A 22,491-nucleotide genomic window follows, 5' to 3' on the forward strand; every position below is an offset into this window, starting at 1 on the left:
TCACGTCAGGCGGAACGCCGTGGGCGGGCTGATCCGGTCCGCCACCCGCGTCAGCAGCCGGTAGTCCCCCGCCGGCACCCGGGTGCGGGCGGCCTCGCAACCCGGTGTCGACGTCATGCCGGACCAGGTGACGGCGAACGCGACCGGCTGCCCCGGCACCAGCGTCCGCAGGTCGTCGGTCGACGGGTTGACGCAGTCGTTGCTGGACCAGAGCCGCTGCTGCTGGTCGCCGCTCCACACGACGATCTCCTGCAGGGCGCCGTCGAGGTCGCGGACGCACGCCTGCCCGCTCACGTTCGTGACGACGAGCCGGAAGACCGGATGGTCGCCGGACCGGTGCTCGGGGCGGTCGATCTCCGCGGTCACCGAGATCATGTCGTTCGTGCAGGGCGGCGGGCCGGTGCTGGGCGCCGGGGACGCGGGCGGCACCGCGACCGGGGGCCGCGGGGTGTCGTCGGGGCGGACGGTCTCGTCGGTGGTGGTCGGCCCCGAGGGGTCCGCTCCACCCTCGACCCCGGCGGTCGCGCTCGCGGGCCCGGCGCCGTCGGGCCCGGCGCTCGTCGGGGCGGCGCCCGGACCGCGCGGGCCGGTCCCGCTCGGGGTCACCTCGCTCGGGGCGGCACCGGTCGGGACGGCACCGCTCGCGACGGGGTCGCTCGGGACCGGGTTGCTCGGGACCTGGTTGCTCGGAGCCGCGAAGGCAGAACCCGCGGCCGGGCCGGGGAGCGCGCTCGCGGACTGCGTCAGGGCTGCGCTGTTGACCTCCCTGGTCGTCGCCTCGTCCGAGGCCCCCGGGTCCCGGTCGGCCGCGACGACCGCCGCCAGCGACCAGCCGCTCGCGATGAAGAAGAGGATGACGGACGCGAGCGCGTACCCGCGCCGCCGCCAGTACACGGGCGCGGGCAGCGGACCTACCGGCTCCCACATGTCACGCAACGTAGATCAGCTATTACTACGAGTACGCGGACTCGGCGCGGCGCGCCGCCCCGGTTCCACGCGTGTGGGGGACGGATCGGCCCACCCGCACGGCAATGGCACGATCGGGCACCGTGCCCAGCGCTCTGCTCCGTCCCGAGCTCGCCGACCACGTCTCCGGCTGGTTCCGCGAGAACGCCCGGGACCTGCCCTGGCGGCGCCCGGAGACGACGCCCTGGGGCGTGCTGGTCAGCGAGTTCATGTTGCAGCAGACGCCCGTCGCGCGCGTCGAACCGGTCTGGCACGTCTGGATGAGCGAGTGGCCCACGCCCTCGGCGCTGGCCGCGGCCTCGCGGGCCGAGGTCGTCCGCGCGTGGGGCAAGCTCGGCTACCCACGGCGGGCGATGCGCCTGCACGCGGCGGCCGAGGTGATCGCGAGCGAGCACGGCGACGTGGTCCCGTCGGACGTCGACGTGCTCGAGTCCTTGCCGGGCGTCGGCTCCTACACGGCGCGGGCCGTCGCCGCCTTCGGCTACGGGAAGCGCTGCCCGGTCGTCGACACGAACGTCCGCCGCGTCGTCGCCCGCGCCGTGCACGGGGCCGGGGACGCCGGACCCGCTCGGGTCAAGGCGGACCTGGCGGACGTCGAGGCCCTGCTTCCCCCGGACGACGCCCCGGCCGCCCTCGCGTCCGCGGCCCTGATGGAGCTGGGCGCCGTCGTCTGCACCGCCCGAGCGCCCCGCTGCGCCGCCTGCCCCGTTCAGGCACAGTGCGCATGGATCGCCGCCGGCCGCCCCGAGTACACGGGCCCCCGCCGTCCGACTCAGGGTTACGCCGGCACGGACCGGCAGGTGCGGGGCAGGCTGCTGGACGTCCTGCGCGCCGCGAACACGCCGGTCCCCAAGTCCGAGCTGGACGCCGTGTGGGCCGACGGGGCGCAGCGGGACCGCTGTCTGGACTCCCTGTTGACGGACGGGTTGGCCGAGCAGACCACGGACGGGCGGTTCGCATTGGGCGGCAGTGCACCGCATGGGTGAGAATGCATCCCAGGCCTTCACGCGCGGCAAGGGGTAGACGTTGGCGCAGATCGTCCGGTTCCGCCTCGACCTCGCGGCCGAGGACGCCGTCACTGCGCTGCGTGAGGAGTTGCGCGAGGCGGGGATGATCGTCCCGTCGGACACCCCCACGGTCACCTTCGCCGCCGCGGCGATCATCCCGGCGGCCGCCCGGGTGTCGCTGACCGAGGAGCTGCGGATCCTCTCCCTGCCCTCGCTCTGGCTCGCGACGCTCGGTTCCGTCGCCGGCCACGACGACGAGCTGGTGCTCGCCGCCGTCGTCGACACGGAGCTGCTGGCGGTGCACACCGCCGTCCACGACGCCCTGGCCGGACGGGTGCGCTCGCCCTTCGCGTCCTACCTGCCGGGGGCCTGGCTGCCGCACTGCACCCTGGCGCACGAGAAGCCGGCAGAGGCGTTCGCCCTGCTCCACCCCGTGCGCCCGATCCGGGCCGCGATCATGGGCGTCGAGATCGCGGACACCCGGGACGGGTCCAGCGAACCCCTGTTCGCCTAGTGGTCACCGCACCAGGAGGCCACCGAACGGCTGCGCCCGCACGAGGGCCGCGCCGTTCAGCACCCTCCTAGAGAAAACGTTCGACCAGGCGCAGGTACCGCTGCGGATCGGCGCCGTGCACGAGGTGACCGGTCCCCGGCAGTCGGACGTGCTCGGCGCGCGGCATCCGGGCCGCCATCGCGGCCATCTGTCCCGCCGGGGCCACGGACTCCTCCGCCTCGATCAGCAGGGCGGGACAGCGCACCGCGTCGACGTCCGCCCAGCGGTTCTCCCGGACCCACTCGCCGGCGATCGACACGGCGTGGTCGATCCGGGTCAGCAGGTGGAAGCCGTCGGACCGCTCCTCGACGCACTCGGCCATGTAGAGCCCGAGCTCCGGCCGGGGATGGCCGAAGCACTCCCGCACCTGCGCCAGCGACGCGAAGGGCTGCGGCACCGCGGCGAACCACGCGCGGGCGTCGTCGAGCGGGGTGCCGGGCAGGCCGGTGAAGTCCACGCCCATGTCCTCGACGACCAGCCCGGACACGAGGTCCGGCCGGTGCGCGGCGAGCGCCGTCGCGTGCAACCCGCCCATCGAGTGCCCCACCACGACCGCGGGCCCGGCGCCGGCCTGCTCGAGCACGTCCGCGGCGTCCCGGGCCATCCGATCCGTGGTCCAGGGGCCCGCGGCCTGCGAGCGGCCGTGCCCCCGGGCGTCCAGGCCGAGGACCCGGCCGTGGGCGGCGAGCCGGCGCGCGACGGGCCACCACGTCGTCGCCCGGCCCATGAGCCCGTGCAGCAACAGGATCGGCCGGCCGGTACCTCCGAACTCGACGACGGCGAGGTACGTCCCGTCCGAGGTCCGGACCGATCTGCGCACCCGCCGGAGACTAACGTGGAGAGCATGGCCGTCGTGAAGATCAACGCAATCGAGGTGCCCGAGGGCGCCGGTCCCGAGCTGGAGAAGCGGTTCGCCAACCGCAAGCACGCCGTGGACGGGCAGCCCGGCTTCCTCGGCTTCCAGCTGCTCCGGCCCGTCTCCGGTGACGCCCGCTACTTCGTGGTCACGACCTGGGAGTCCGACGAGGCGTTCGAGGCCTGGCGCAACGGCCCGGCCGTCGAAGCGCACTCCGGCCAGCACGACCCGAACGCGGGCGCCCGCCCGGTCGCGAGCGGCGCCTCGCTGCTGGAGTTCGAGGTCGTCGAGCTCTGAGCGAGGCGCTGGAGGGGGCCGCGGCACTTCTGCACGGTGCCGACGCCCTGCTGTTCTGCGCCGGCGCGGGCATGGGGGTCGACTCCGGGCTCCCGGACTTCCGCGGCCCCGAGGGCTTCTGGCGCGCCTACCCGCCGTACCGCGCACTCGGGCTGCGCTTCGAGGAGCTCGCGGACCCGGTGCACTTCGCGGACGACCCGACGCTGGCGTGGGGGTTCTACGGGCACCGGCTCGGGCTGTACCGCGAGATCACCCCGCACGCGGGCTTCGGGGTCCTGCTGCGCTGGGCCGCCTCGACACCGGCGAGGGTGTTCACCTCGAACGTGGACGGGCAGTTCCAGAAGGCCGGCTTCGCCCCGGAGCACGTCGCGGAGGTGCACGGCTCGATCCATCACCTGCAGTGCCTCGTCGCGTGCGGGCAGCCCGTCTGGCCCGCCGACGGGGTGTCCGTGTCCGTCGACCCGGACACGATGCGCGCGCGGGAGCCGCTGCCGTCCTGCCCGTCCTGTGGTGCCCTGGCCCGGCCGAACATCCTGATGTTCGGGGACCGGTCCTGGGACCCGTCGTACGCCGAACCCCACCTCGACGCCCTGGCCGCCTGGCTCCGGTCCCTGCGGAACGACGGGGCGCGGCTCGCCGTCGTCGAGATCGGGGCCGGGACGGGCGTGCCGACCGTCCGTCGCCAGGCCGAGCTGGCCTCCGCGGCGAGCGGCGCCCTCGTGCGGATCAACGTGCGGGAGCCGGAGGTCCGGCACGGCCGAGGCGTCGGCATCCCGGCGGGAGCAGCGGAGACCCTCGCCGCCCTGGCCCGCGCCATCGAGCGGTAGCGCGCCGACAGCCTCCCGGGCCCAGCCGCGTGAACCGGACACCTTCGGGCGCCTCGGCCGACCCGCTGCCGGCCCTTCACCACCCCGATCGGCCGGTGGGGGTGCCGAACTGCTCCCCGGAACCGGGCGGACCCGCCCGCCGGATGGCATTCGTCACAATGCCGTTGGCGCGGAGGCGTCGATACGTTCGGAAATTGCGCCATACGGGGTACCCAACTCGCGCAATCGGTGACCGAAACCGGACAGAAGGTGAGGCGAAATCGGGAGATTCCGTCTCAACTAGGACATCCGAGCATCGGCGCAGGGGCGTGGAAACGCTGCGTAACACGGCCTCCGAGGTCCTCGATGATCCGGCTGACAGGCGGCACCCCGCTCCCGTGAGGGCCGTCGCTCCCCCTGTCGGAAATGCGGTCCTCTCGTGGTTCGTCGTTCTGGTTCCTCCCCGCGTGCGGGCCGGCCCGCGCCGTCCTGGCTGCTCGTCGGCTCCCTCTTCGTGGTCTTCGTGACCGTCCTGCTCGTGAGCGGCTTCAGCTCGGCCGAGATCGGCAACGACGCCAAGGGCGCCCACGAGCAGGGCGATTCCGAGGCGGTCCCCGCGTCCGTGCTCGAGGGGGGCGCCATCGTCGACGGGCGGCAGAGCCCGGCGACGTCGACCGGCGTACCGGCCAAGACGATCGTCCTGACGTTCGACGACGGGCCGGACCCGACCTGGACCCCGCAGATCCTGGCTGTGCTGCGCAAGCACAACGTGCCCGGCACGTTCTTCGTCGTCGGGTCGATGGCGAGCCGCTACCCGGACCTGATCCGGGCCATCCACGACCAGGGCTCCGAGCTCGGCGTGCACACGTTCTCCCACCCGGACCTCGTGGACGTGCCGCAGTGGCGCCTCGAGCGCGAGATGAGCGAGACCCAGCTCGCCATCACCGGGGCCACGGGAACGAGCACGTACCTGATGCGGCCGCCGTACTCGTCGAGCGTCGACGCGCTCGACGACCGCAGCTACGAGACGGTCCGCCAGGTCGGCGCGATGGGCTACCTCACCATCTTCACCAACGTGGACAGCGAGGACTGGCAGCGGCCCGGGGTGCAGGCGATCATCCACAACGCGACCCCGCAGGACGGGACGGGCGGCACCGTGCTGATGCACGACGCCGGCGGGGACCGCTCGCAGACGGTGGCCGCGCTCGACCAGCTCATCCCGCAGCTGCAGTCCCGGGGCTACACCTTCACCACGACCACGGGCGCCATCCACCTCCCGCCGCAGCCGCAGGCGTCACAGCGGGACGACATCCTCGGCGGTCTCCTGCTGGGCACCATCGGAACCGCATTGTGGATCACCGACGCCGCCCGGTGGATCCTCGTCGCCGTCGCGACCCTCGTCGTGATCCGACTGGTGCTGATGATCCTGGCCGCCCGGCGGCACACCCGCCGTCGGCGTGACCCGAACTGGGCGTGGGGGCCGCCGGTGACCGAACCGGTCACGGTGGTCGTCCCGGCGTACAACGAGTCGAAGAACATCGAGTCGACCGTCCGGTCCATCCTCGCGAACGACCATCCGCTCGAGGTGGTGGTGGTCGACGACGGCTCGACGGACGGGACCGCCGACCTGGTGGAGGCGCTCGGGCTCGCCCGCGTGCGCGTCGTCCGCCAGCTCAACGCGGGCAAGTCCGCCGCCCTGAACACCGGCACCGCCAACGCCCGCTACGACATCGTCATCATGATCGACGGCGACACCATCTTCGAGCCGGACACCGTCCGCCATCTCGCGCAGCCGTTCGGGGACCCGAAGGTCGGCGCGGTGGCGGGGAACGTCAAGGTCGCCAACACCGACACCCTGATCGGGCGCCTGCAGCACATCGAGTACGTCGTCGGGTTCGGCATCGACCGCCGGGTGCAGGACACCACCCACTCGATCACCACCATCCCGGGCGCGGCGGGAGCCTTCCGCAAGTCGGCGCTCCGCGAGGTCGGCGGCCTGTCCGACGACACGCTCGCCGAGGACACCGATCTGACGATCGCCCTCGGCCGTGCGGGCTGGCGAGTCGTGTTCGAGGACCGGGCCCTGGCCTGGACCGAGGCCCCGGCGACGGCCGGGCAGCTCTGGCGCCAGCGCTACCGCTGGAGCTACGGCACCATGCAGGCGCTCTGGAAGCACCGCCGGTCCATCCGTGAGCCCGGCTCGTTCGGCCTGGTCGGTCTGGCGCACGTCCTGTTGTTCCAGATCCTGCTGCCCCTGACGGCGCCGCTCGTGGACATCTTCCTGCTCTACGGGCTGATCTTCGAGGATCCCGCGACGACGCTGCTGCTCTGGACGCTGATGATGGGCCTGCAGCTGGCCAGCGGGTTGTACGCGTTCCACGTCGACGGCGAGCCCAAGAACGCGCTGTGGGTCCTGCCCGTGCAACAGGTCGTCTACCGCCAACTGATGTACGTCGTGCTCGTCCAGTCCACGATCAGCGCCGTCAGCGGTGTCCGGGTGCGATGGCAGAAGCTGCAGCGCACCGGTGCCGTCGACGCCCTGATGTCACCCCGGCGGGCGCCGGTACCGCCGCCGGTGCCGCGGAAGCCGGAATCGGTGCTTCCCGCGCCGCGGAGCCCGGAGCCGCCGGCCCCGCGGCCGTCCGGCGGCCGGGAACGCTGGCTGGACTCGCTGCGGGCCGCAGCCCTCATCCGCGTGGTCGTCTACCACGCGCTCAGCCTCGGCTGGCTCTCCATCGTGTTCCCGTCGATGGGCGTCATGTTCGCTCTCGGTGGGTCGCTGATGGTGCAGTCGTTCCGCAAGATGCCGTCGATCGACGTCATCGGGCACCGGATCCGCCGGCTGCTGCCGCCGCTGTGGCTGCTCGGGCTGATCCTCGTACCGATCATGGTCTGGCAGGGCTGGGCCGCGGAGAACGACAACGCCGGGGTGCCCTGGCGGGACCTGGTGTTCTGGGTGTTCCCGATCCTCGACCCGCCCGGTAGTGACTGGGCCTTCGACGCGGTCGAGGTCCTCTGGTACATCCGCGCATACCTGTGGTTCGTGCTGCTCACCCCGGCGATGCTCGCGGCGTTCCGCCGCTGGCCGGTGGCGTCGATCCTGACCCCGCTCCTCCTGGTGGCCGTCGACGCGCTGCTCGGCTCCCCCCTCGCGGGCGCCTCGGGCATCGGTTCCGGGCTGCTGGACTTCCTCACGTTCGGCGCCTGCTGGATGCTGGGCTTCGCCCACCGCGAGGGCAAGCTCAAGCAGCTGCCGCGGGTCGTCCTGCTGGGGCTCGCCGCCGTGGCCGTCGCGGCCGGGGTCTTCTGGGCCCAGGGCCACCCGTCGCCGGACTCGGGGCTCGACCTCAACGACATCCCGCTGGCCCAGGCCCTGGTGTCCGCCGGAGCCGTGCTGCTGTTCCTGCGCGTCAACCCGCGCATGGGCTGGGTGGACCGGGTCCCGGGCCTCGGCCGGCTGATCACCGTGGTGAACAGCCGCGCCATCACGATCTACCTCACCAACAACATCGCCATCGACGGCGCGGCCTGGCTCAACGACCGGTACGGCCTGCCGTCCGAAGGATGGCCGTTGGTGGGGACGAGCTTCGTCCTCGTCGCGCTCGCGATCCCGCTCTTCGGCTGGGTGGAGGACCTCGCCGCGCACCGTCCGCTCCAGATCATCCCCGGTGGGCGGCGAGCGGTGCGGAAGCCGAAGGCCGACACGACCACCCTCGACGGCGCCTCGTTCCGCCCGCGGACGCTCGCCGCGGCGACGTCGGCCCGGATCGCGGCGGTCGCGGACACCACGGTGCTCCCGGTGGTGCCGAGGGCCACGGAGAGCCGCCGGACGCCGGCGCCCTCCCCTGCACCCGTGGGCGGCGGCCGACGAGCGGACGGTGGCCCACAGAGCGCGCCGAGCCTGCCGCGGCAGCCGCTGCCCCCCAGGCGCGGGACAGCGGGCCCGCCGCCACCTCAGCACGTGGTGCCGTCCCCACCGGCTCCAGGTCCCCGGCCTGCCCCGCACGCCCAGCAGGATCCCGGCTCCTCACCAGGGATGCCCCCGCCCACGCGGAGCCTGCCGGAGCCCCCGGAGCACCACCGCCGGTCCTGACCGGCGCGGCCTCCCGCTCCGCCGTACGTCCCGTTCGGGGGGACGTCGCGGACGGAGATCCCGACTCGGCAGGCGCTGGATCGCGGCTCGCGGGCGGTGGCAACGGAGAAAGACGAACGGCCCGCCCGGACGTGAGTCCGGGCGGGCCGTTCGGTGTCCTGCGCCGAAGCGCGGGGCGGGTCTAGCGCATCACTCCTCGCCGCTGCCGGCGGTGAGCTCCGCGGGCGGGGCGTCCGGGACGGTGACGGCCGGGCGGGGCTCACCACGGAAGGTGAAGCGCGCCTTGTCGTCCGCGGCCCGGGAGCCCTCGGGGGCGTCCTTGTCCAGACCCTCGACGTCGACGAGGACGATCTGGCCGGCCTCGATCTCGCCGAACAGGATCTTCTCCGACAGCTGGTCCTCGATCTCCCGCTGGATCGTCCGGCGCAGCGGCCGGGCGCCCAGGACCGGGTCGAACCCGCGGCGGGCCAGCAGCAGCTTGGCGTCCTCCGTGAGCTCGATGGCCATGTCCTTGTTCGCGAGCTGCTTCTCCACGCGACCGATCATGAGGTCGACCATCGTGATGATCTGCGGCTCGGTCAGCTGGTGGAAGACGATGATGTCGTCGATGCGGTTGAGGAACTCCGGCCTGAAGTGCTTCTTCAGCTCGTCGTTGACCTTCGTCTTCATCCGCTCGTAGTTCGACTGCTCGTCGTTGCTCTGCGCGAAGCCGAGCCCGACCGCCTTCGAGATGTCCTGGGTACCCAGGTTCGAGGTGAAGATCAGCACGGTGTTCTTGAAGTCGACCGTGCGACCCTGGCCGTCGGTGAGACGGCCGTCCTCGAGGACCTGCAGGAGCGTGTTGTAGATCTCCTGGTGGGCCTTCTCGATCTCGTCGAACAGCACGACCGAGAACGGCTTGCGCCGCACCTTCTCGGTGAGCTGGCCGCCCTCCTCGTAGCCCACGTACCCGGGAGGGGCACCGAAGAGCCGCGAGGCGGTGTAGCGGTCGTGGAACTCGCCCATGTCGATCTGGATGAGCGCGTCGTCCTCGCCGAACAGGAAGTTCGCCAGCGCCTTCGAGAAGCTCGGTCTTACCGACACCGGACGGGCCGGCGAAGATGAACGAGCCGGAGGGGCGCTTCGGGTCCTTCAGGCCGGCACGGGTCCGGCGGATCGCCTGGGCGACCGACTTGACGGCCTCCTCCTGGCCGATGATCCGCTTGTGGAGCTCGTCCTCCATCTTGAGCAGCCGAGTCGTCTCCTCCTCGGTCAGCTTGAAGACGGGGATGCCGGTCCAGTTCGCCAGGACCTCGGCGATCTGCTCGTCGTCGACCTCGGCCACGACGTCCAGGTCACCGGACTTCCACTGCTTCTCCCGCTCGCCCTTCTGGGCCAGCAGCTGCTTCTCGGAGTCCCGCAGGTGAGCGGCGCGCTCGAAGTCCTGCGCGTCGATCGCGGACTCCTTGTCCCGGCGCACGTTCGCGATCTTCTCGTCGAACTCGCGCAGGTCCGGCGGCGCGGTCATCCGGCGGATCCGCATCCGGGCACCGGCCTCGTCGATCAGGTCGATCGCCTTGTCCGGGAGGAACCGGTCGGAGATGTAGCGGTCCGCCAGCGTGGACGCCGCGACGAGCGCGTTGTCCGTGATGGTGACCCGGTGGTGCGCCTCGTAGCGGTCCCGCAGGCCCTTGAGGATCTCGATGGTGTGCGTGACGCTCGGCTCGCCCACCTGGATCGGCTGGAAGCGGCGCTCCAGCGCGGGGTCCTTCTCGACGTACTTGCGGTACTCGTCGAGCGTGGTGGCACCGATGGTCTGCAGCTCGCCACGGGCCAGCATCGGCTTGAGGATGCTCGCGGCGTCGATCGCGCCCTCGGCGGCACCCGCACCCACCAGGGTGTGGATCTCGTCGATGAACAGGATGATGTCCCCGCGGGTGCGGATCTCCTTGAGCACCTTCTTCAGGCGCTCTTCGAAGTCACCGCGGTAGCGGGAGCCCGCAACCAGGGAGCCCAGGTCGAGGGTGTAGAGCTGCTTGTCCTTCAGCGTCTCCGGGACCTCGCCCTTGACGATGTCCTGGGCCAGCCCCTCGACGACGGCGGTCTTGCCGACGCCCGGCTCGCCGATCAGGACGGGGTTGTTCTTGGTCCTCCGCGAGAGGACCTGCATCACGCGCTCGATCTCCTTCTCGCGGCCGATGACCGGGTCCAGCTTGCCCTCGCGGGCCTGCTGGGTCAGGTTGCGGCCGAACTGGTCGAGAACGAGCGAGGAGGACGGGGTGCCCTCGCCACGGCCGGAGCTGGCCTCGGCCGGCTCCTTGCCCTGGTAGCCGGAGAGCAGCTGCAGGACCTGCTGGCGCACGCGGTTGAGATCCGCGCCGAGCTTGACCAGCACCTGCGCCGCGACACCCTCGCCCTCGCGGATCAGGCCGAGCAGGATGTGCTCGGTGCCGATGTAGTTGTGTCCCAGCTGCAGCGCCTCGCGCAGGGACAGCTCGAGCACCTTCTTGGCGCGCGGCGTGAACGGGATGTGACCCGAGGGAGCCTGCTGGCCCTGGCCGATGATCTCCTCGACCTGCTGCCTCACGCCCTCCAGAGCGATCCCGAGCGACTCGAGCGCCTTGGCGGCCACACCCTCGCCCTCATGGATCAGGCCAAGGAGGATGTGCTCGGTGCCGATGTAGTTGTGGTTGAGCATCCGGGCCTCTTCTTGGGCCAGGACGACAACACGCCTTGCTCGGTCGGTGAACCTTTCGAACATGTGCACTCCTTGCCTGCTACGCCCACACATGAGGCGCGCAATGCGCCACGGACGTCGATACCAGCACCTACCACTGTATCGGCTACCGCCCGTCGGGCGCCTCTACGCGCACCCTAGGCGTTCACACGGACACAACGTGGTGACATCCGGTCTCATTCCCCGGAACGCGGACGTCCCGCCTGATCAGCTCGCCGCGGCGGTCTGTTCGCGCTGCCGCTCGGCGGCCTTGTCCGCCCGGAAGCCGTCCTCGTCCCGTCCCCTGCGCCAGTACCCGGAGACGGACAGCGCGTCCCGGTCGACGCCCCGCTCGCCGAGCAGGTGCCGGCGCACCTCGCGGACCTCACCCGCCTCGCCGTGCACGAACGCGTGCACGCGGCCGGGCGGGAACTCGAGCGCGCGGACGGCGGCGAGCAGCTGCCCCGCCCCGCCGGCGGCGGTGGTGTCGCGGTGCAGCCAGGTGACCCGGACGTCCGGGCCCGCCGGGAAGCTCCTGCTGGTCGTCGGCGTTCCCGACCTGCACGAGCACCCGTGCGGTGGCCCCGTCCGGGATCTTCTGCAGGGCCGCGGCGATGGCGGGCAGCGCCGCCTCGTCACCGACCAGGAGGTGCCAGCCGGCCGCGGCGTCCGGGGCGTAGGCACCACCCGGGCCGAGCAGCCGCAGGGTGTCCCCCGGCTTCGCCGCGGCGGCCCAGGGACCGGCCACGCCGGTGTCCCCGTGATGCACGAAGTCGATGGTGAGCTCGCCGGCGGCGTGGTCCAGCGCGCGGACCGTGTAGGTCCGGGTGAGCGGCCACTCGGCGCGCGGGTGGTCCCTGCGGATGGCCTCGATGTCGAACGGTGCCGCGTAACTCACACCCGGAGCCGGAAACAGAATCTTCACGTAGCGGTCCGTGTGCTCGGTGTCCGGGAAGGCGGCGAGCTCGTCGCCGCCCGCGATCACGCGGATCATGTGCGGCGTCAGCCGTTCGGTGCGCCGCACCTGCAGGGTGGTCATCCGACGTGCCACTGCGAACCTCCGAGGCGAACGGGCGGACGCGGACGGCGCGCCACGACGACGAACTCGATCGATGAGGCCACCCTAACCTCGTGGCGACACGAGGGGGCCGCCCGGGCGTGATCCGGACGGCCCCCTCGAACGCGGGACAGGAGGTCAGTTCTCCTGGTGATAGGCCTCGAGGACCTCGGCCGGGATCCGGCCCCGGTCCGACACCTTCATCCCGCGCTTGCGGGCCCAGTCCCGGATCGCCTGGTTCTGCTCACGGTCGATCGCCGGCCTGCGCGCCGGGGCCGAGCCGTTGCCCGTCGCCGTCGCTCTGCGGCGGCTGACGGCCGCCTTGCGCGCGGCACCCACGTAGTTCGCCAGCGCGTCCCGCAGTCTGTCGGCGTTCGTCGACGACAGGTCGATCTCGTAGTTCTTGCCGTCGATACCGAACTCGACCGTCTCGGCTGCAACCTCCCCGTCGAGGTCGTCGATCAATCTAATCTCACGGATCTGCGCCACCGCCGCAGCCCTCCACATCATTTGGTTCAACAGATGCACACGAACGAAATTGTGCACGGCAACGCCGTCGAATTGAATATATCTCCAATCCGGCGCCGTTGTCGAGGCGCCCCCACACGACCGGGTGGAGACGTCGGCGATTCGTGTGTTAAGGAGCTTTGCGCCGGGGGTGCGGCCGCCCGGAACGGAACGGGTCAGGACTCGGCGCGGACCAGCGGGAACAGGATGGTGTCCCGGATACCCAGCCCCGTCAGGGTCATCAGGAGCCGGTCCACGCCCATTCCCATACCGCCTGTCGGCGGCATTCCGTACTCCATCGCACGGAGGAAGTCCTCATCGAGCTGCATCGCCTCGGGATCGCCCTTGGCCGCGAGCAGGGACTGGGCGTGCAACCTGCTGCGCTGCTCCACCGGGTCCACCAGCTCGGAGTACGCCGTGCCCAGCTCGTGCCCGAAGACGATCAGGTCCCAGGCCTCGGCCAGCCGCGGGTCGTCGCGGTGCCGGCGGGTGAGCGGGCGGACCTCGACCGGATAGTCCCGCACGAACGTCGGCTCGATCAGCGTGTGCTCGACGAGCTTCTCGAAGAGTTCCAGGACGATCTGGCCGGCCGTCCACGATTCCTTGAGCGCGACGTCGTGTTCAGCGGCGATCTTTCGCAGCTCTTCCGTACCGGTGTCCGGGGTGACCTCGCTGCCCACCGCGTTCGCCACCGATTCGTGAAGCGTGACCGAACGCCACTCACCCCCGAGATCGTGCTCCGACCCGTCCGCGTGACGGACGACCGTGGAACCGAACACGGCGCGTGCACTTTCCTGCACGAGCTGCCGCGTCAGAACGGCCATATCGTCGTAGGTGGAGTAGGCCTGATAGGCCTCCAGCATCGCGAACTCCGGCGAATGCGTGGAGTCGATCCCCTCGTTGCGGAACACGCGGTTGAGCTCGAAGACCCGCTCGATCCCGCCCACGACCGCTCGCTTCAGGAACAACTCCGGGGCGATGCGCAGATAGAGGTCGGTGTCGAGGGAGTTCGCGTGCGTCACGAACGGGCGCGCGGTCGCGCCGCCGTGCAGCAGCTGCAGCATCGGCGTCTCGACCTCGACGAAGTCCCGGGCCGTGAGCTGCTCGCGCAGCGTCCGGAGCACGGCGGAGCGGGCGCGCACCATGTCTCGCGCCTCCGGGCGCATGATGAGGTCCACGTAGCGCTGGCGGACGCGCGTCTCCTCGGACAGCTCGCGGTGGGCCACCGGGAGCGGCCGGACGGACTTCGCCACCATGGACCACGAGTCCGCCATCACCGACAGCTCACCGCGCCGGGAGGTGATCACCTCGCCGTCCACCAGCACGTGGTCCCCGAGGTCCACCATCGCCTTCCACTCGGCGAGGGGCTCCTCGCCGACGTTCGCCAGGCTCAGCATCGCCTGCAGCTCGGTCCCGTCGCCCTCGCGGAGGGTGGCGAAGCAGAGCTTGCCGGTGTTGCGGACGAACATGACCCGCCCGGCGACGCGCACCCGGCGTCCGGTCTGCGTGTCCGGCTCGAGGTCCGGGAACGCGGCGCGGATCTCCGCGAGGGTGTCCGTGCGCGGGACCTCGACCGGATACGGGTCCTTGCCCCTCTCCAGCAGTTCCGCACGCTTCTCCCGACGGATCCGCAGCTGCTCGGGCAGATCGTCGTCGGCGGAGGGGGGCGTGTTCACGGAACCGTCATTCACGCTGGAGCAGCGTAGCCGCGACGCGGCGACGCCCGGCGGGCGGCCGGTGCTCCGGTTACGGTGCGCGGGTGACTTCCGCGGGTGGCGAGGGCCAGCAGGACGACCAGGAACCCGAGGACCCCGGGATGCACGGGGCGCCCGACCGGGAGCCGGAGGCCGGTTCCGGGGACGGGCGCGATGCCGGCGAGGGCGAACCGCGGGACCCGCGGCAGCCCGACCCCGAGGACCCCGGCATGCACGGGCCGCCGCCCTGAGTCGCCCCGCGGCCCGGGCGCCGGGCTACTGCCCGGCGCGCCCCGAGGCCGTCGGAGGTCTCACGTTGCCGCCGGCCACGAGGGTGCTGCGGACGTTGCGCAGGTAGGTCAGCCGTAGTCCCTCGAGCGTCAGGTCCGGGACGTACTCGGTGATCGTCTCCGAGACCCCCACCATCAGCGGCGCCAGGCCGCCGGTGCCCAGCACGGTGACCGGTCCGGCCTCGGGGCCGAGCTCGGCCTCGATGCGGTGCACCAGGCCGTCGACCTGGCCGGCGAAGCCGTAGAGCACCCCGGACTGCAGGCACTCCACGGTGTTCTTGCCGATCACCGAGCGCGGCGGCAGGAACTCCACCGTGCGCAGGGCGGCGGCGCGATGGGCCAGGGCGTCCATGGAGATCTCGATGCCCGGCGCCAGCGCGCCACCCAGGAACTCCCCGCGCGCGGACACCACGTCGATGTTGGTGGAGGTGCCGAAGTCCACGACGACGCAGGCCGTGTCGTGGCGGGCGTGCGCGGCGAGGGTGTTGACGACGCGGTCCGCGCCGACCTCCCGCGGGTTGTCGACGAGCAGCGGGACACCGGTCTTGACCCCCGGCCCGACCACGACCGTCGGCATCCGGGTGCCGCGCCGCTCCAGCATCACGCGGAGCTCGCGCAGCAGCATCGGCACCGTCGACAGCGCCGCGACCCCGGTGACCTGCCCGTCGTACTCGCCGATCATCGACCGGACGGCGACCTCGAGCTCGTCCGCCGTCATCCGGGGGTCCGTGCGCAGCCGCCAGTCCCGGACGAGCTCGGGCCGCACCCCGTCCTCGGCGTCCGGGTAGACGCCGAGGGCGATCTGTGTGTTGCCGATGTCGATGCAGAGGAGCACGTCAGATCGCGCTGACCGCTCCGGACAGCAGCCCCGAGCCCTCGGGGGCGTGCGCGGGGTCGTTCCCGAGCTCGACGACGCGGTTGTGCTCGTCGACGAACACGACGTGCGGCGAGTAGGTGAGCAGCTCGGCCTCGTCGAGCTGGCCGTAGGCGATCAGGATGACCAGGTCGCCGGGGTGCACCAGGTGCGCGGCGGCCCCGTTGATCCCGATCACCCCGCTCCCCCGCTCACCGGGGATCACGTAGGTCTCCAGCCGGGCCCCGTTGGTGATGTCGACGATCGCGACCCGCTCCCCCTCGAGCAGGTCCGCGGCCTCCATCAGGTCCTGGTCCACCGTCACCGAGCCGACGTAGTGCAGGTCGGCCTGGGTCACCGTGGCACGGTGGATCTTGGAGGTCATCATGGTGCGCAGCACGGGGGCTCCTAGAGCTGGACGGAGATGTTGTCGATCAGGCGGGTGGCGCCGAGGCGGGCGGCGACGAGCAGCCGGGCGCGCCCCGAGACCGGGTCCGGCCCCAGGTCGCCGTCGCGCAGCTCCAGGTACTCGACCTGCAGCGCCGGCTCCTCGGCCAGCACCGCGTGGGCCCGTTCGAGGACCGCGCCGGGGCCGTGGGCGGAGACCGAGGCCCCCTCGCGCAGCGCGCGGGAGAGCGTGGCAGCGCGGGGGCGCTCGTCCGCGGACAGGTAGGCGTTGCGCGAGGACCGGGCGAGCCCGTCGGGCTCGCGGACCGTCGGGACACCGACGACGGAGAGCGGGAAGTCCATGTCCCGCACCATCTTCTTGACCAGGACGAGCTGCTGGAAGTCCTTCTCCCCGAACAGCGCGACGTCCGGGCCGACGATGTGGAACAGCTTCGCGACGACGGTCAGCATCCCGTCGAAGTGCCCGGGCCGGAAAGCGCCGTCGAGCTCGCCGCCCAGCGGGCCGGCCGCGATGCGCGTGTCCGAGCCCGGCGGGTACATGTGCTCGACGCCGGGGGTGAACACCAGCTCGGCCCCCTCCTCGCGGCAGGCCTCGAGGTCCGCCTCGAGCGGCCGCGGGTACTTCGCGAGGTCCTCGTTCGGCCCGAACTGCAGCGGGTTCACGAAGATGCTCACGACGGGCACGACGTTGCCCGGGACCTTCCGCGCGTGCCGGATCAGCTCGCGGTGACCCTCGTGCAGCGCGCCCATCGTGGGGACGAGCACGACCTTGCGACCGGCGTTCCGCAGGGCGCGGGTGACGGGCGCCAGCGTCGACGGCTCGGAGTGCACGGTCAGCTCTCCGGCGGCGTAGCCGCCCCGGGTGCCACCGGCGGAGCCGGCCCTTCTGTACGCAGCAGGTGCGGTCACCGGTGTTCCTCCAGGGTCGCGCGGACCTCGTCGGCCGCGTGGTCGGGCAGCAGGCCGGCCGCGCCGGCGCGGTACGCGGTCCGGCGGGCCAGGGTGCGGTAGGTGTCCGCCAGCTCGGGATCGACGGCGTCGAGCTCGCGCAGGTGCTTCCGCACGGTCCCGGCGTCGCCGCGCGCGACCGGGCCGGTCAGGGCGCGGTCGCCGTGGCGCAGGGCGTTGTCCAGGGCCGCGGAGAGCAGCGGGCCGAGCAGCCGCTCGGCGGGCCGGATCCCGGCGTCCTCCAGCAGCTCGACCGCGTCCCGCACGAGCGTGACCAGGTGGTTCGCGCCGTGCGCGAGGGCCGCGTGGTAGAGCGGGCGAACGGCCTCGGCGATCCGCACGGGCTCGGCCCCGATCTCGACGACGAGCGCCTCGCCCACGCTCCACGCCGCCTCGTCGTCCTCCCGGGCGGTGACGCCGACGCTGCACGCGAGGAGCCGCTGGACGTCCTCCTCGCGGCCGGTGAACGTCATCACCGGGTGCAGGGCGATCGGCAGCACGTCGTGCTCGACGGCCGGGTCCAGGACCGAGATGCCGTGGGCGCCGGAGGTGTGGACGACGATCTGGCCGGGGCGGAAGCAGCCGGCGTTCGCGAGGCCGCGGACCAGGCCGGGAAGGACGTCGTCCGGGACGGCGAGCACCGCGAGGTCCGCGCGCTGGACCACCTCGTCGGGCGGCAGCAGCGGGACGCCCGGGAGCATCGTCTCGGCGCGGTGGACGGACGCCCGGGAGACGCCTGAGATGGCGACGACCTGGTGGCCGACACCGCTCAACACGGCACCGAGAGCTGCACCGACCCGGCCGGCGGAGACCACTCCGACGGCGAGCCGCGCAGGACGGCCTGCACTCATGACGCTCCTTCTCGTTCCAGTCCGCGCTTCGGGTACCGGACGAGCTGTCGACGACGACTGTTGGCGACGCGACGTCAGGGTAGACGCGGGGGACGATCAGGTAGCACGCTCGTGACGGGGTTCACCCGTCACGCGGGCGCGAGATCGTCCCCGGCGCAGCCCGGGAGCTCAGCGCGGCGGGCCCCAGCCGGGCGGCGGCCCCTGCTGTCCCTGCCCGTAGCCCGGCGGTGGCCCCGGCTGCCGGTGGCCCGGTGCCTGACCCGGCGGCGGCCCGTACCCCGGTTGCGGCGCGTACCCGAGCTGCCCGTACCCCTGCGGGCCCCGGAACGGCGCTCCCGGCACCGGCCCCGGTGCGGGCGGCTGCCAGCCGGGCGGAGGCGGCCGGCTCCCCCAGGTCGCGGTGAGGGCCTCGGGCATCCCGACCGCCCGGGCCCGGGCGGCCTCGAGGGTGTGCAGCATCTCGTCGTGCCGCCGGTGGGCGTCGTCCCGGGCCGCGCCACGGGAGATCCTGCTGCGCAGGAACGCGAGCTCGGTGACCGCGGCCTGGTAGTCCGCGACGGCCTTGGCGGCGCGCGATCCCGCCCGCCTGCGCACGGCGGCCCGCCAGCCGCGGCGACGCGCCAGGTTGCCGAGCAGCGGGACCTCGCTCCAGGCGATCCAGCCGGCCTCGGCGAAGCCCGGCAGCTGGTCCGCGACGGTGCGGGCCTCCCGTCGTCGCTGCCAGACGATCACCACGATCATCGCGACGAACAGCGGCAGCATCACGAACGCGTAGACGCCGAGGAACACCCCGCCGCCGAACAGCGTGGCCGCGCCGTTCCACATCGAGTGCAGGACCACTGCGACCAGGTAACCGGCCAGGACGGCCAGCACCCGGACGACCGGCGCGCGGTTCGAGGCGGCGATGCCCGCGCCGATTCCCGTCATGACGGTGAAGAGCGGATGCGCGAACGGCGAGAACACCCCGCGCAGCAGGACGACCGCCAGCACGCCGCCGCCCTGCGCCTCGATGCCCCCCTCGGCGAAGGCGCGGCCGATGTAGAGGATGTTCTCCGTGAAGGCGAAGCCCGCGGCGGTCAGTCCCGCGTAGACGATGCCGTCGACCACGCCGTCGAACTCCCGGCGGCGCCAGATCAGCAGCCCGACGAGGAACAGGCCCTTCACGGCCTCCTCCACGAACGGGGCGATCACGACGGCGCCGAGGACGTCCCCGCTGCCGCGGCCGAGCAGCTGGTCCGCCGCCAGCGCGGCGCTGGAGTTGATGAGCAGCGCGGACAGGGCGGCGAAGCACGCGCCCCACAGGAAGGCGTAGAGCAGCATCCGCGGCGGCTCGGGCTCCCAGCGGTCCACCCAGAGGAAGGTGGCGACGACGGGCCCGACGGGCAGCAGCGCACACAGTGCGCCGACGATCACGCCGCCGGAGCCGACGGAGCTTCCCGACGATGCCGAGCACCACGAGCCCGCAGATACCGAGCAGCACCAGCCCCACGACCGGGGCGAGCACGCCGCGGCGCCGCGCCACATGGGCATGCCTCGGAAGGGGATGAGCCATGTCCCGGGAGCCTACGGGTGGGGGAGGCCACCCGCCCGGCGCCGGGCACGAGCGGGTGGGAAGTCCGCGGCGGAGCCGTCAGTAGCGGCCGGGGTCCCCGTGGTCGCGGTCGTCGCGGTCGCGGACGTCGGCGTTCCGGTCGTCCCTGTCCCGGTCCCGGTCGCGGTCGTCCGGCGCCCGGCAGCACCGCTCGAGCCACAACGCCCCGGCGACGAGGCCCAGCGCGCACACCAGCCCGACGGCCGCCGACGCCGCGTCCGAGGCCGCCGCGGTGACGCTCCCGCTGCGGGGCAGGACGTACACCAGCAACCCCGTCCACAGCCCGGCGACGAGCGCCCCGCCCATGGCCGACGCCTGCGCGACGATCACCGCCCGGGCCGCGACCAGCGGTTCGAGCGGCCGGCTGCCGGGGCTGCGCCGGATCCGCCCGCGCAGCACGTTCCCGGCCACGGCCTCGGCGACGCCCAGCACCCCGAGCGTGACGCCCGCGGGCAGCGGGAACGCGGGCAGCGCGCCGTAGGTCAGCCGGACCAGCAGGAGCGCGACGACCGCCGCACCGAGCCCGGCGACGAGGAGATCACGCGGACGGGTGGGCCTCACGGCGCCAGCACCAGGTCGTCCCGGCGCCGCACGGCCTCGGCGTCCGCGTCCGGCAGCGCCCCCAGCAGGGCACGGACCGCGCCGCGGCCCGGGAGCATCGCGTCCGGCTCGACGTCCAGCCAGGGGACGAGCACGGTCGCGCGGTCCGCGGTGCCCGGGTGCGGGAGCAGGAGCTCGGGGGCCGCGCTGAACACCGGACCGTCCGGCCCGTCGACGCTCACGACGTCGACGTCCAGGGTCCGCGGGCCCCAGCGCACCTCGCGGACGCGCCCGGCGGCGTTCTCCAGCGACTGGCCGCGGCGGAGCCAGCCCCACTCGTCGAGGGCGGGGTCGTCCGCGATCAGGACCGCGTTGAGGAAGTCCGCCTGCTCGACGCCGCCCCAGGGCTCGGTCTCGTACACCGGGGAGACCGCGACGAGGACCTCCCGGAGGTCGTCGACCACGCTGCGGAGGTGGGCGAGGCGGTCCCCGAGGTTGGAGCCGAGGGACAGCACGGCCCGACTCATCGCGGGGTCCCCGCGCCGGGGAACGCAGCCGGGGTCATGCGGGGATCACCCTGGGCTCGCCGCCGCGGGCGCCGTTGCGGCGGGAGCGGCGGGCCACCACGGCGACGTCCGCGAAGTCCAGCGGGATCGGGGCGGACGGCTTGTGCAGCGTCACCTCGACGGCGTGCACCCGCGCGTCCTTCATGACGTCCTCGGCGATCTCCGCGGACACCGTCTCGATCAGGTTCCGGGGCTCGCCCGCCACGATCGCGGCGGCCCGCTCGGCCAGCTCCCCGTAGTGCAGGGTCTGCGCGAGGTCGTCCGTGGCGGCGGCCTCCTCCAGGTCCATCCACACGACGACGTCCACGACGAAGTCCTGGCCGTCCCGGCGCTCGTGGTCGAACACGCCGTGGTGGCCGCGGACCTTGAGCCCGCGCAGCTCGATCCGGTCCGTCATCGGGTCCTCCTCCGTGATCACGTCGAGGGTCACGCCGGGGGCGTGTCGCCCGGCCACGGGCCGGTGCGGGCCCGGGAGGCGCCCAGCCGGAACGCCGTGGCCACCGCGACCGCGTCCATCGTCGTCTCGACGTCGTGCACCCGGACGCCCCAGGCGCCCGCGTCGGCGGCGAGTGCGCTGACCGCCGCCGTCGCGCAGTCCCGGCCCGACGGCGGACGTACCGCGCCCGTGGAGTCCGCGAGGAGCTGGCCGAGGAACCGCTTCCGGGAGGCGCCGACCAGCACCGGGAAGCCCAGCGCGACGAGCACGTCCAGCCGGCGCAGCAACGCCCAGTTGTGCGCCGCCGTCTTCGCGAACCCGAGGCCCGGGTCCAGCACGAGCCGGCCGGGATCGACGCCCGCCATCACCGCGGCGTCGACCCGCGCGACCAGCTCCTGCCGCACCTCGCCGATGACGTCCTCGTAGCTCGCGAGCTCGTTCATCCGGTTGCTGTGCCCGCGCCAGTGCATGAGGATCCACGGCACCCGCAGCGACGCGACCGCCGCCGCCATGTGCGGGTCGGCCAGGCCGCCGGACACGTCGTTGACGAGCACGGCACCGGCCTCGACCGCGGCCTCGGCGACGGTGGCCCGGGTGGTGTCCACGCTGACCCGGACGCCCTCGGCGACGAGGTCCCGGATCACCGGGACGACGCGCGCGCGCTCGGTGTCCGCATCCACCCGCGCCGCGCCGGGGCGCGTGGACTCCCCGCCGACGTCGACGAGATCGGCGCCGGCGTCCCGCATCGCGACGCCGTGCGCGACGGCGTGCCCGCGGTCCACGTAGCGGCCGCCGTCGGAGAACGAGTCCGGCGTCACGTTGAGGATGCCCATGACGGCGCACCGGCCCAGGTTCGGGAGCGCGAGACCACCGGCCGCCATCAGCCGCCCCGGATCAGCGACAACGCCTCCGCACGCGACGTCGGCGAGGTCTTGAACATCCCTCGGACCGCCGAGGTGGTGGTGCGCGCGCCGGGCTTGCGCACCCCGCGCATGGCCATGCAGAGGTGCTCGGCGTCGATCACGACGATGACGCCGCGCGGGTCCAGCTTGCGGACGATCGCGTCCGCGACCTGGCCGGTCAGCCGCTCCTGCACCTGCGGGCGCTTCGAGTACAGGTCGACGACCCGGGCGATCTTGGACAGGCCGGTGACCCGCCCCTCGACCGACGGGATGTACCCGACGTGCGCGAAGCCGTGGAACGGCACGAGGTGGTGCTCGCACGTGCTGAACAACGGGATGTCCTTGACGAGCACGAGCTCGCCGTGGCCCTCGTCGAAGGTGCGCTCGAGCGGGGCGTCCGGCTCCACGTAGAGACCCGCGAACATCTCCTCGTAGGCCCGGGCGACCCGGGCCGGGGTGTCCCGCAGGCCCTCGCGGTCCGGGTCCTCCCCGACCGCGATGAGCAGCTCCCGGATCGCGGCCGCGGCGCGGGCGTGGTCCACGCCGCGCCGGGCCTCCAGCATCGCCGGGTCGAG

Annotated in this window: 20 protein-coding genes and 2 pseudogenes; 6 read left to right on the forward strand and 16 right to left on the reverse strand. The window is 72.9% G+C overall.

What is annotated here, in order from left to right; translation table 11 throughout:
- A complete protein-coding gene (locus tag WBK50_RS29855; RefSeq protein WP_341338753.1) occupies positions 1-927 on the reverse strand; it encodes a hypothetical protein in 927 nt (308 codons plus the stop codon).
- A gap of 104 nt (positions 928-1,031) precedes the next feature.
- Between WBK50_RS29855 and WBK50_RS29860 the strand changes: the two genes are divergently transcribed.
- Both WBK50_RS29860 and WBK50_RS29865 read left to right on the forward strand, forming a co-directional pair.
- A complete protein-coding gene (locus WBK50_RS29860) occupies positions 1,032-1,952 on the forward strand; it encodes an A/G-specific adenine glycosylase (RefSeq protein ID WP_445942321.1) in 921 nt (306 codons plus the stop codon).
- Between the two features lie 40 nt (positions 1,953-1,992).
- Complete coding sequence (locus tag WBK50_RS29865; RefSeq protein ID WP_341338754.1) at positions 1,993-2,487, forward strand: 2'-5' RNA ligase family protein; 495 nt, start codon at positions 1,993-1,995, stop codon at positions 2,485-2,487.
- A gap of 67 nt (positions 2,488-2,554) precedes the next feature.
- On the opposite strand, the gene WBK50_RS29870 is transcribed toward WBK50_RS29865, so the two are convergent.
- Positions 2,555-3,346 carry an alpha/beta fold hydrolase gene (locus WBK50_RS29870; RefSeq protein WP_341338755.1) on the reverse strand — a complete coding sequence of 264 codons (792 nt, stop codon included), beginning with the start codon at positions 3,344-3,346 and terminating at the stop codon, positions 2,555-2,557.
- Positions 3,347-3,370: 24 nt separating this feature from the next.
- Here WBK50_RS29870 and WBK50_RS29875 point away from each other — a divergent pair, with 24 nt between their 5' ends.
- The 3 genes from WBK50_RS29875 (at position 3,371) to WBK50_RS29885 (ending at position 8,578) form a co-directional block, all read left to right on the forward strand.
- Positions 3,371-3,679, forward strand: coding sequence for an antibiotic biosynthesis monooxygenase family protein (locus WBK50_RS29875; protein WP_341338756.1), 309 nt, complete (start codon positions 3,371-3,373; stop codon positions 3,677-3,679).
- On the forward strand, positions 3,676-4,506 hold the full coding sequence (locus WBK50_RS29880) for an SIR2 family NAD-dependent protein deacylase (RefSeq protein ID WP_445942409.1): 831 nt from the start codon (positions 3,676-3,678) through the stop codon (positions 4,504-4,506). The genes WBK50_RS29875 and WBK50_RS29880 overlap by 4 nt, the downstream gene beginning before the upstream one ends.
- Before the next feature lie 418 nt (positions 4,507-4,924).
- The gene (locus tag WBK50_RS29885) at positions 4,925-8,578 is read left to right on the forward strand and encodes a glycosyltransferase (RefSeq protein ID WP_341338758.1); all 3,654 of its coding nucleotides are present in this window, start codon (positions 4,925-4,927) and stop codon (positions 8,576-8,578) included.
- 189 nt (positions 8,579-8,767) lie between these two features.
- Here the strand turns inward: WBK50_RS29885 and WBK50_RS29890 are convergent.
- The 4 genes and pseudogenes from WBK50_RS29890 to lysS form a co-directional block, all read right to left on the reverse strand.
- Positions 8,768-11,318, reverse strand: a pseudogene (locus WBK50_RS29890) (ATP-dependent Clp protease ATP-binding subunit).
- 183 nt (positions 11,319-11,501) lie between these two features.
- Positions 11,502-12,312: pseudogene (locus WBK50_RS29895) on the reverse strand (siderophore-interacting protein).
- Between the two features lie 156 nt (positions 12,313-12,468).
- On the reverse strand, positions 12,469-12,819 hold the full coding sequence (locus WBK50_RS29900; protein WP_341338760.1) for a histone-like nucleoid-structuring protein Lsr2: 351 nt from the start codon (positions 12,817-12,819) through the stop codon (positions 12,469-12,471).
- 194 nt (positions 12,820-13,013) lie between these two features.
- A complete protein-coding gene (gene lysS / locus WBK50_RS29905; protein WP_341338761.1) occupies positions 13,014-14,513 on the reverse strand; it encodes a lysine--tRNA ligase in 1,500 nt (499 codons plus the stop codon).
- Between the two features lie 83 nt (positions 14,514-14,596).
- Here lysS and WBK50_RS29910 point away from each other — a divergent pair, with 83 nt between their 5' ends.
- Positions 14,597-14,782, forward strand: coding sequence for a hypothetical protein (locus WBK50_RS29910; RefSeq protein ID WP_341338762.1), 186 nt, complete (start codon positions 14,597-14,599; stop codon positions 14,780-14,782).
- Positions 14,783-14,807: 25 nt separating this feature from the next.
- On the opposite strand, the gene WBK50_RS29915 is transcribed toward WBK50_RS29910, so the two are convergent.
- The 10 genes from WBK50_RS29915 to folE all read right to left on the reverse strand — a co-directional run bounded on the left by WBK50_RS29915 (position 14,808) and on the right by folE (position 22,479).
- Positions 14,808-15,656, reverse strand: a complete 849-nt coding sequence (locus WBK50_RS29915) for a type III pantothenate kinase (RefSeq protein ID WP_341338764.1) — start codon at positions 15,654-15,656, stop codon at positions 14,808-14,810.
- A gap of 1 nt (position 15,657) precedes the next feature.
- Positions 15,658-16,074: an aspartate 1-decarboxylase gene (gene panD / locus WBK50_RS29920; protein ID WP_341338765.1), complete on the reverse strand. Its 417-nt coding sequence runs from the start codon at positions 16,072-16,074 to the stop codon at positions 15,658-15,660.
- A gap of 8 nt (positions 16,075-16,082) precedes the next feature.
- Entirely contained in the window at positions 16,083-16,991 is a 909-nt protein-coding gene (gene panC / locus WBK50_RS29925) for a pantoate--beta-alanine ligase (RefSeq protein WP_445942322.1), read from the reverse strand.
- On the reverse strand, positions 16,988-17,881 hold the full coding sequence (locus WBK50_RS29930; protein ID WP_341338766.1) for a Rossmann-like and DUF2520 domain-containing protein: 894 nt from the start codon (positions 17,879-17,881) through the stop codon (positions 16,988-16,990). The genes panC and WBK50_RS29930 overlap by 4 nt, the downstream gene beginning before the upstream one ends.
- A gap of 168 nt (positions 17,882-18,049) precedes the next feature.
- Positions 18,050-19,294 (reverse strand): PrsW family intramembrane metalloprotease, encoded by a 1,245-nt coding sequence (locus WBK50_RS29935; protein ID WP_341338767.1) that lies wholly within the window; start codon positions 19,292-19,294, stop codon positions 18,050-18,052.
- 217 nt (positions 19,295-19,511) lie between these two features.
- On the reverse strand, positions 19,512-20,033 hold the full coding sequence (locus tag WBK50_RS29940; RefSeq protein ID WP_341338768.1) for a DUF3180 domain-containing protein: 522 nt from the start codon (positions 20,031-20,033) through the stop codon (positions 19,512-19,514).
- Positions 20,030-20,539 carry a 2-amino-4-hydroxy-6-hydroxymethyldihydropteridine diphosphokinase gene (gene folK, locus WBK50_RS29945; RefSeq protein ID WP_341338769.1) on the reverse strand — a complete coding sequence of 170 codons (510 nt, stop codon included), beginning with the start codon at positions 20,537-20,539 and terminating at the stop codon, positions 20,030-20,032. The genes WBK50_RS29940 and folK overlap by 4 nt, the downstream gene beginning before the upstream one ends.
- Before the next feature lie 34 nt (positions 20,540-20,573).
- Positions 20,574-20,975, reverse strand: coding sequence for a dihydroneopterin aldolase (gene folB / locus WBK50_RS29950; RefSeq protein ID WP_341339554.1), 402 nt, complete (start codon positions 20,973-20,975; stop codon positions 20,574-20,576).
- 29 nt (positions 20,976-21,004) lie between these two features.
- Positions 21,005-21,895: a dihydropteroate synthase gene (folP, locus tag WBK50_RS29955; protein ID WP_341338770.1), complete on the reverse strand. Its 891-nt coding sequence runs from the start codon at positions 21,893-21,895 to the stop codon at positions 21,005-21,007.
- Positions 21,895-22,479 (reverse strand): GTP cyclohydrolase I FolE, encoded by a 585-nt coding sequence (folE, locus tag WBK50_RS29960; RefSeq protein WP_341338771.1) that lies wholly within the window; start codon positions 22,477-22,479, stop codon positions 21,895-21,897. The genes folP and folE overlap by 1 nt, the downstream gene beginning before the upstream one ends.
- Positions 22,480-22,491 lie beyond the last annotated feature (12 nt).

Origin of the sequence: Pseudonocardia sp. T1-2H (assembly GCF_038039215.1) — a bacterium.
GTDB lineage: Bacteria > Actinomycetota > Actinomycetes > Mycobacteriales > Pseudonocardiaceae > Pseudonocardia.

Coding starts and splice junctions, on each gene's coding strand:
- WBK50_RS29855 (WP_341338753.1), bottom strand. CDS start 927: ATGTGGGAGCCGGTAGGTCCGCTGCCCGCGCCCGTGTACTGGCGGCGG.
- WBK50_RS29930 (WP_341338766.1), bottom strand. CDS start 17,881: ATGAGTGCAGGCCGTCCTGCGCGGCTCGCCGTCGGAGTGGTCTCCGCC.
- folE (WP_341338771.1), bottom strand. CDS start 22,479: ATGCTGGAGGCCCGGCGCGGCGTGGACCACGCCCGCGCCGCGGCCGCG.
- folP (WP_341338770.1), bottom strand. CDS start 21,895: ATGGCGGCCGGTGGTCTCGCGCTCCCGAACCTGGGCCGGTGCGCCGTC.
- WBK50_RS29875 (WP_341338756.1), top strand. CDS start 3,371: ATGGCCGTCGTGAAGATCAACGCAATCGAGGTGCCCGAGGGCGCCGGT.
- folB (WP_341339554.1), bottom strand. CDS start 20,975: ATGACGGACCGGATCGAGCTGCGCGGGCTCAAGGTCCGCGGCCACCAC.
- folK (WP_341338769.1), bottom strand. CDS start 20,539: ATGAGTCGGGCCGTGCTGTCCCTCGGCTCCAACCTCGGGGACCGCCTC.
- WBK50_RS29860 (WP_445942321.1), top strand. CDS start 1,032: ATGGCACGATCGGGCACCGTGCCCAGCGCTCTGCTCCGTCCCGAGCTC.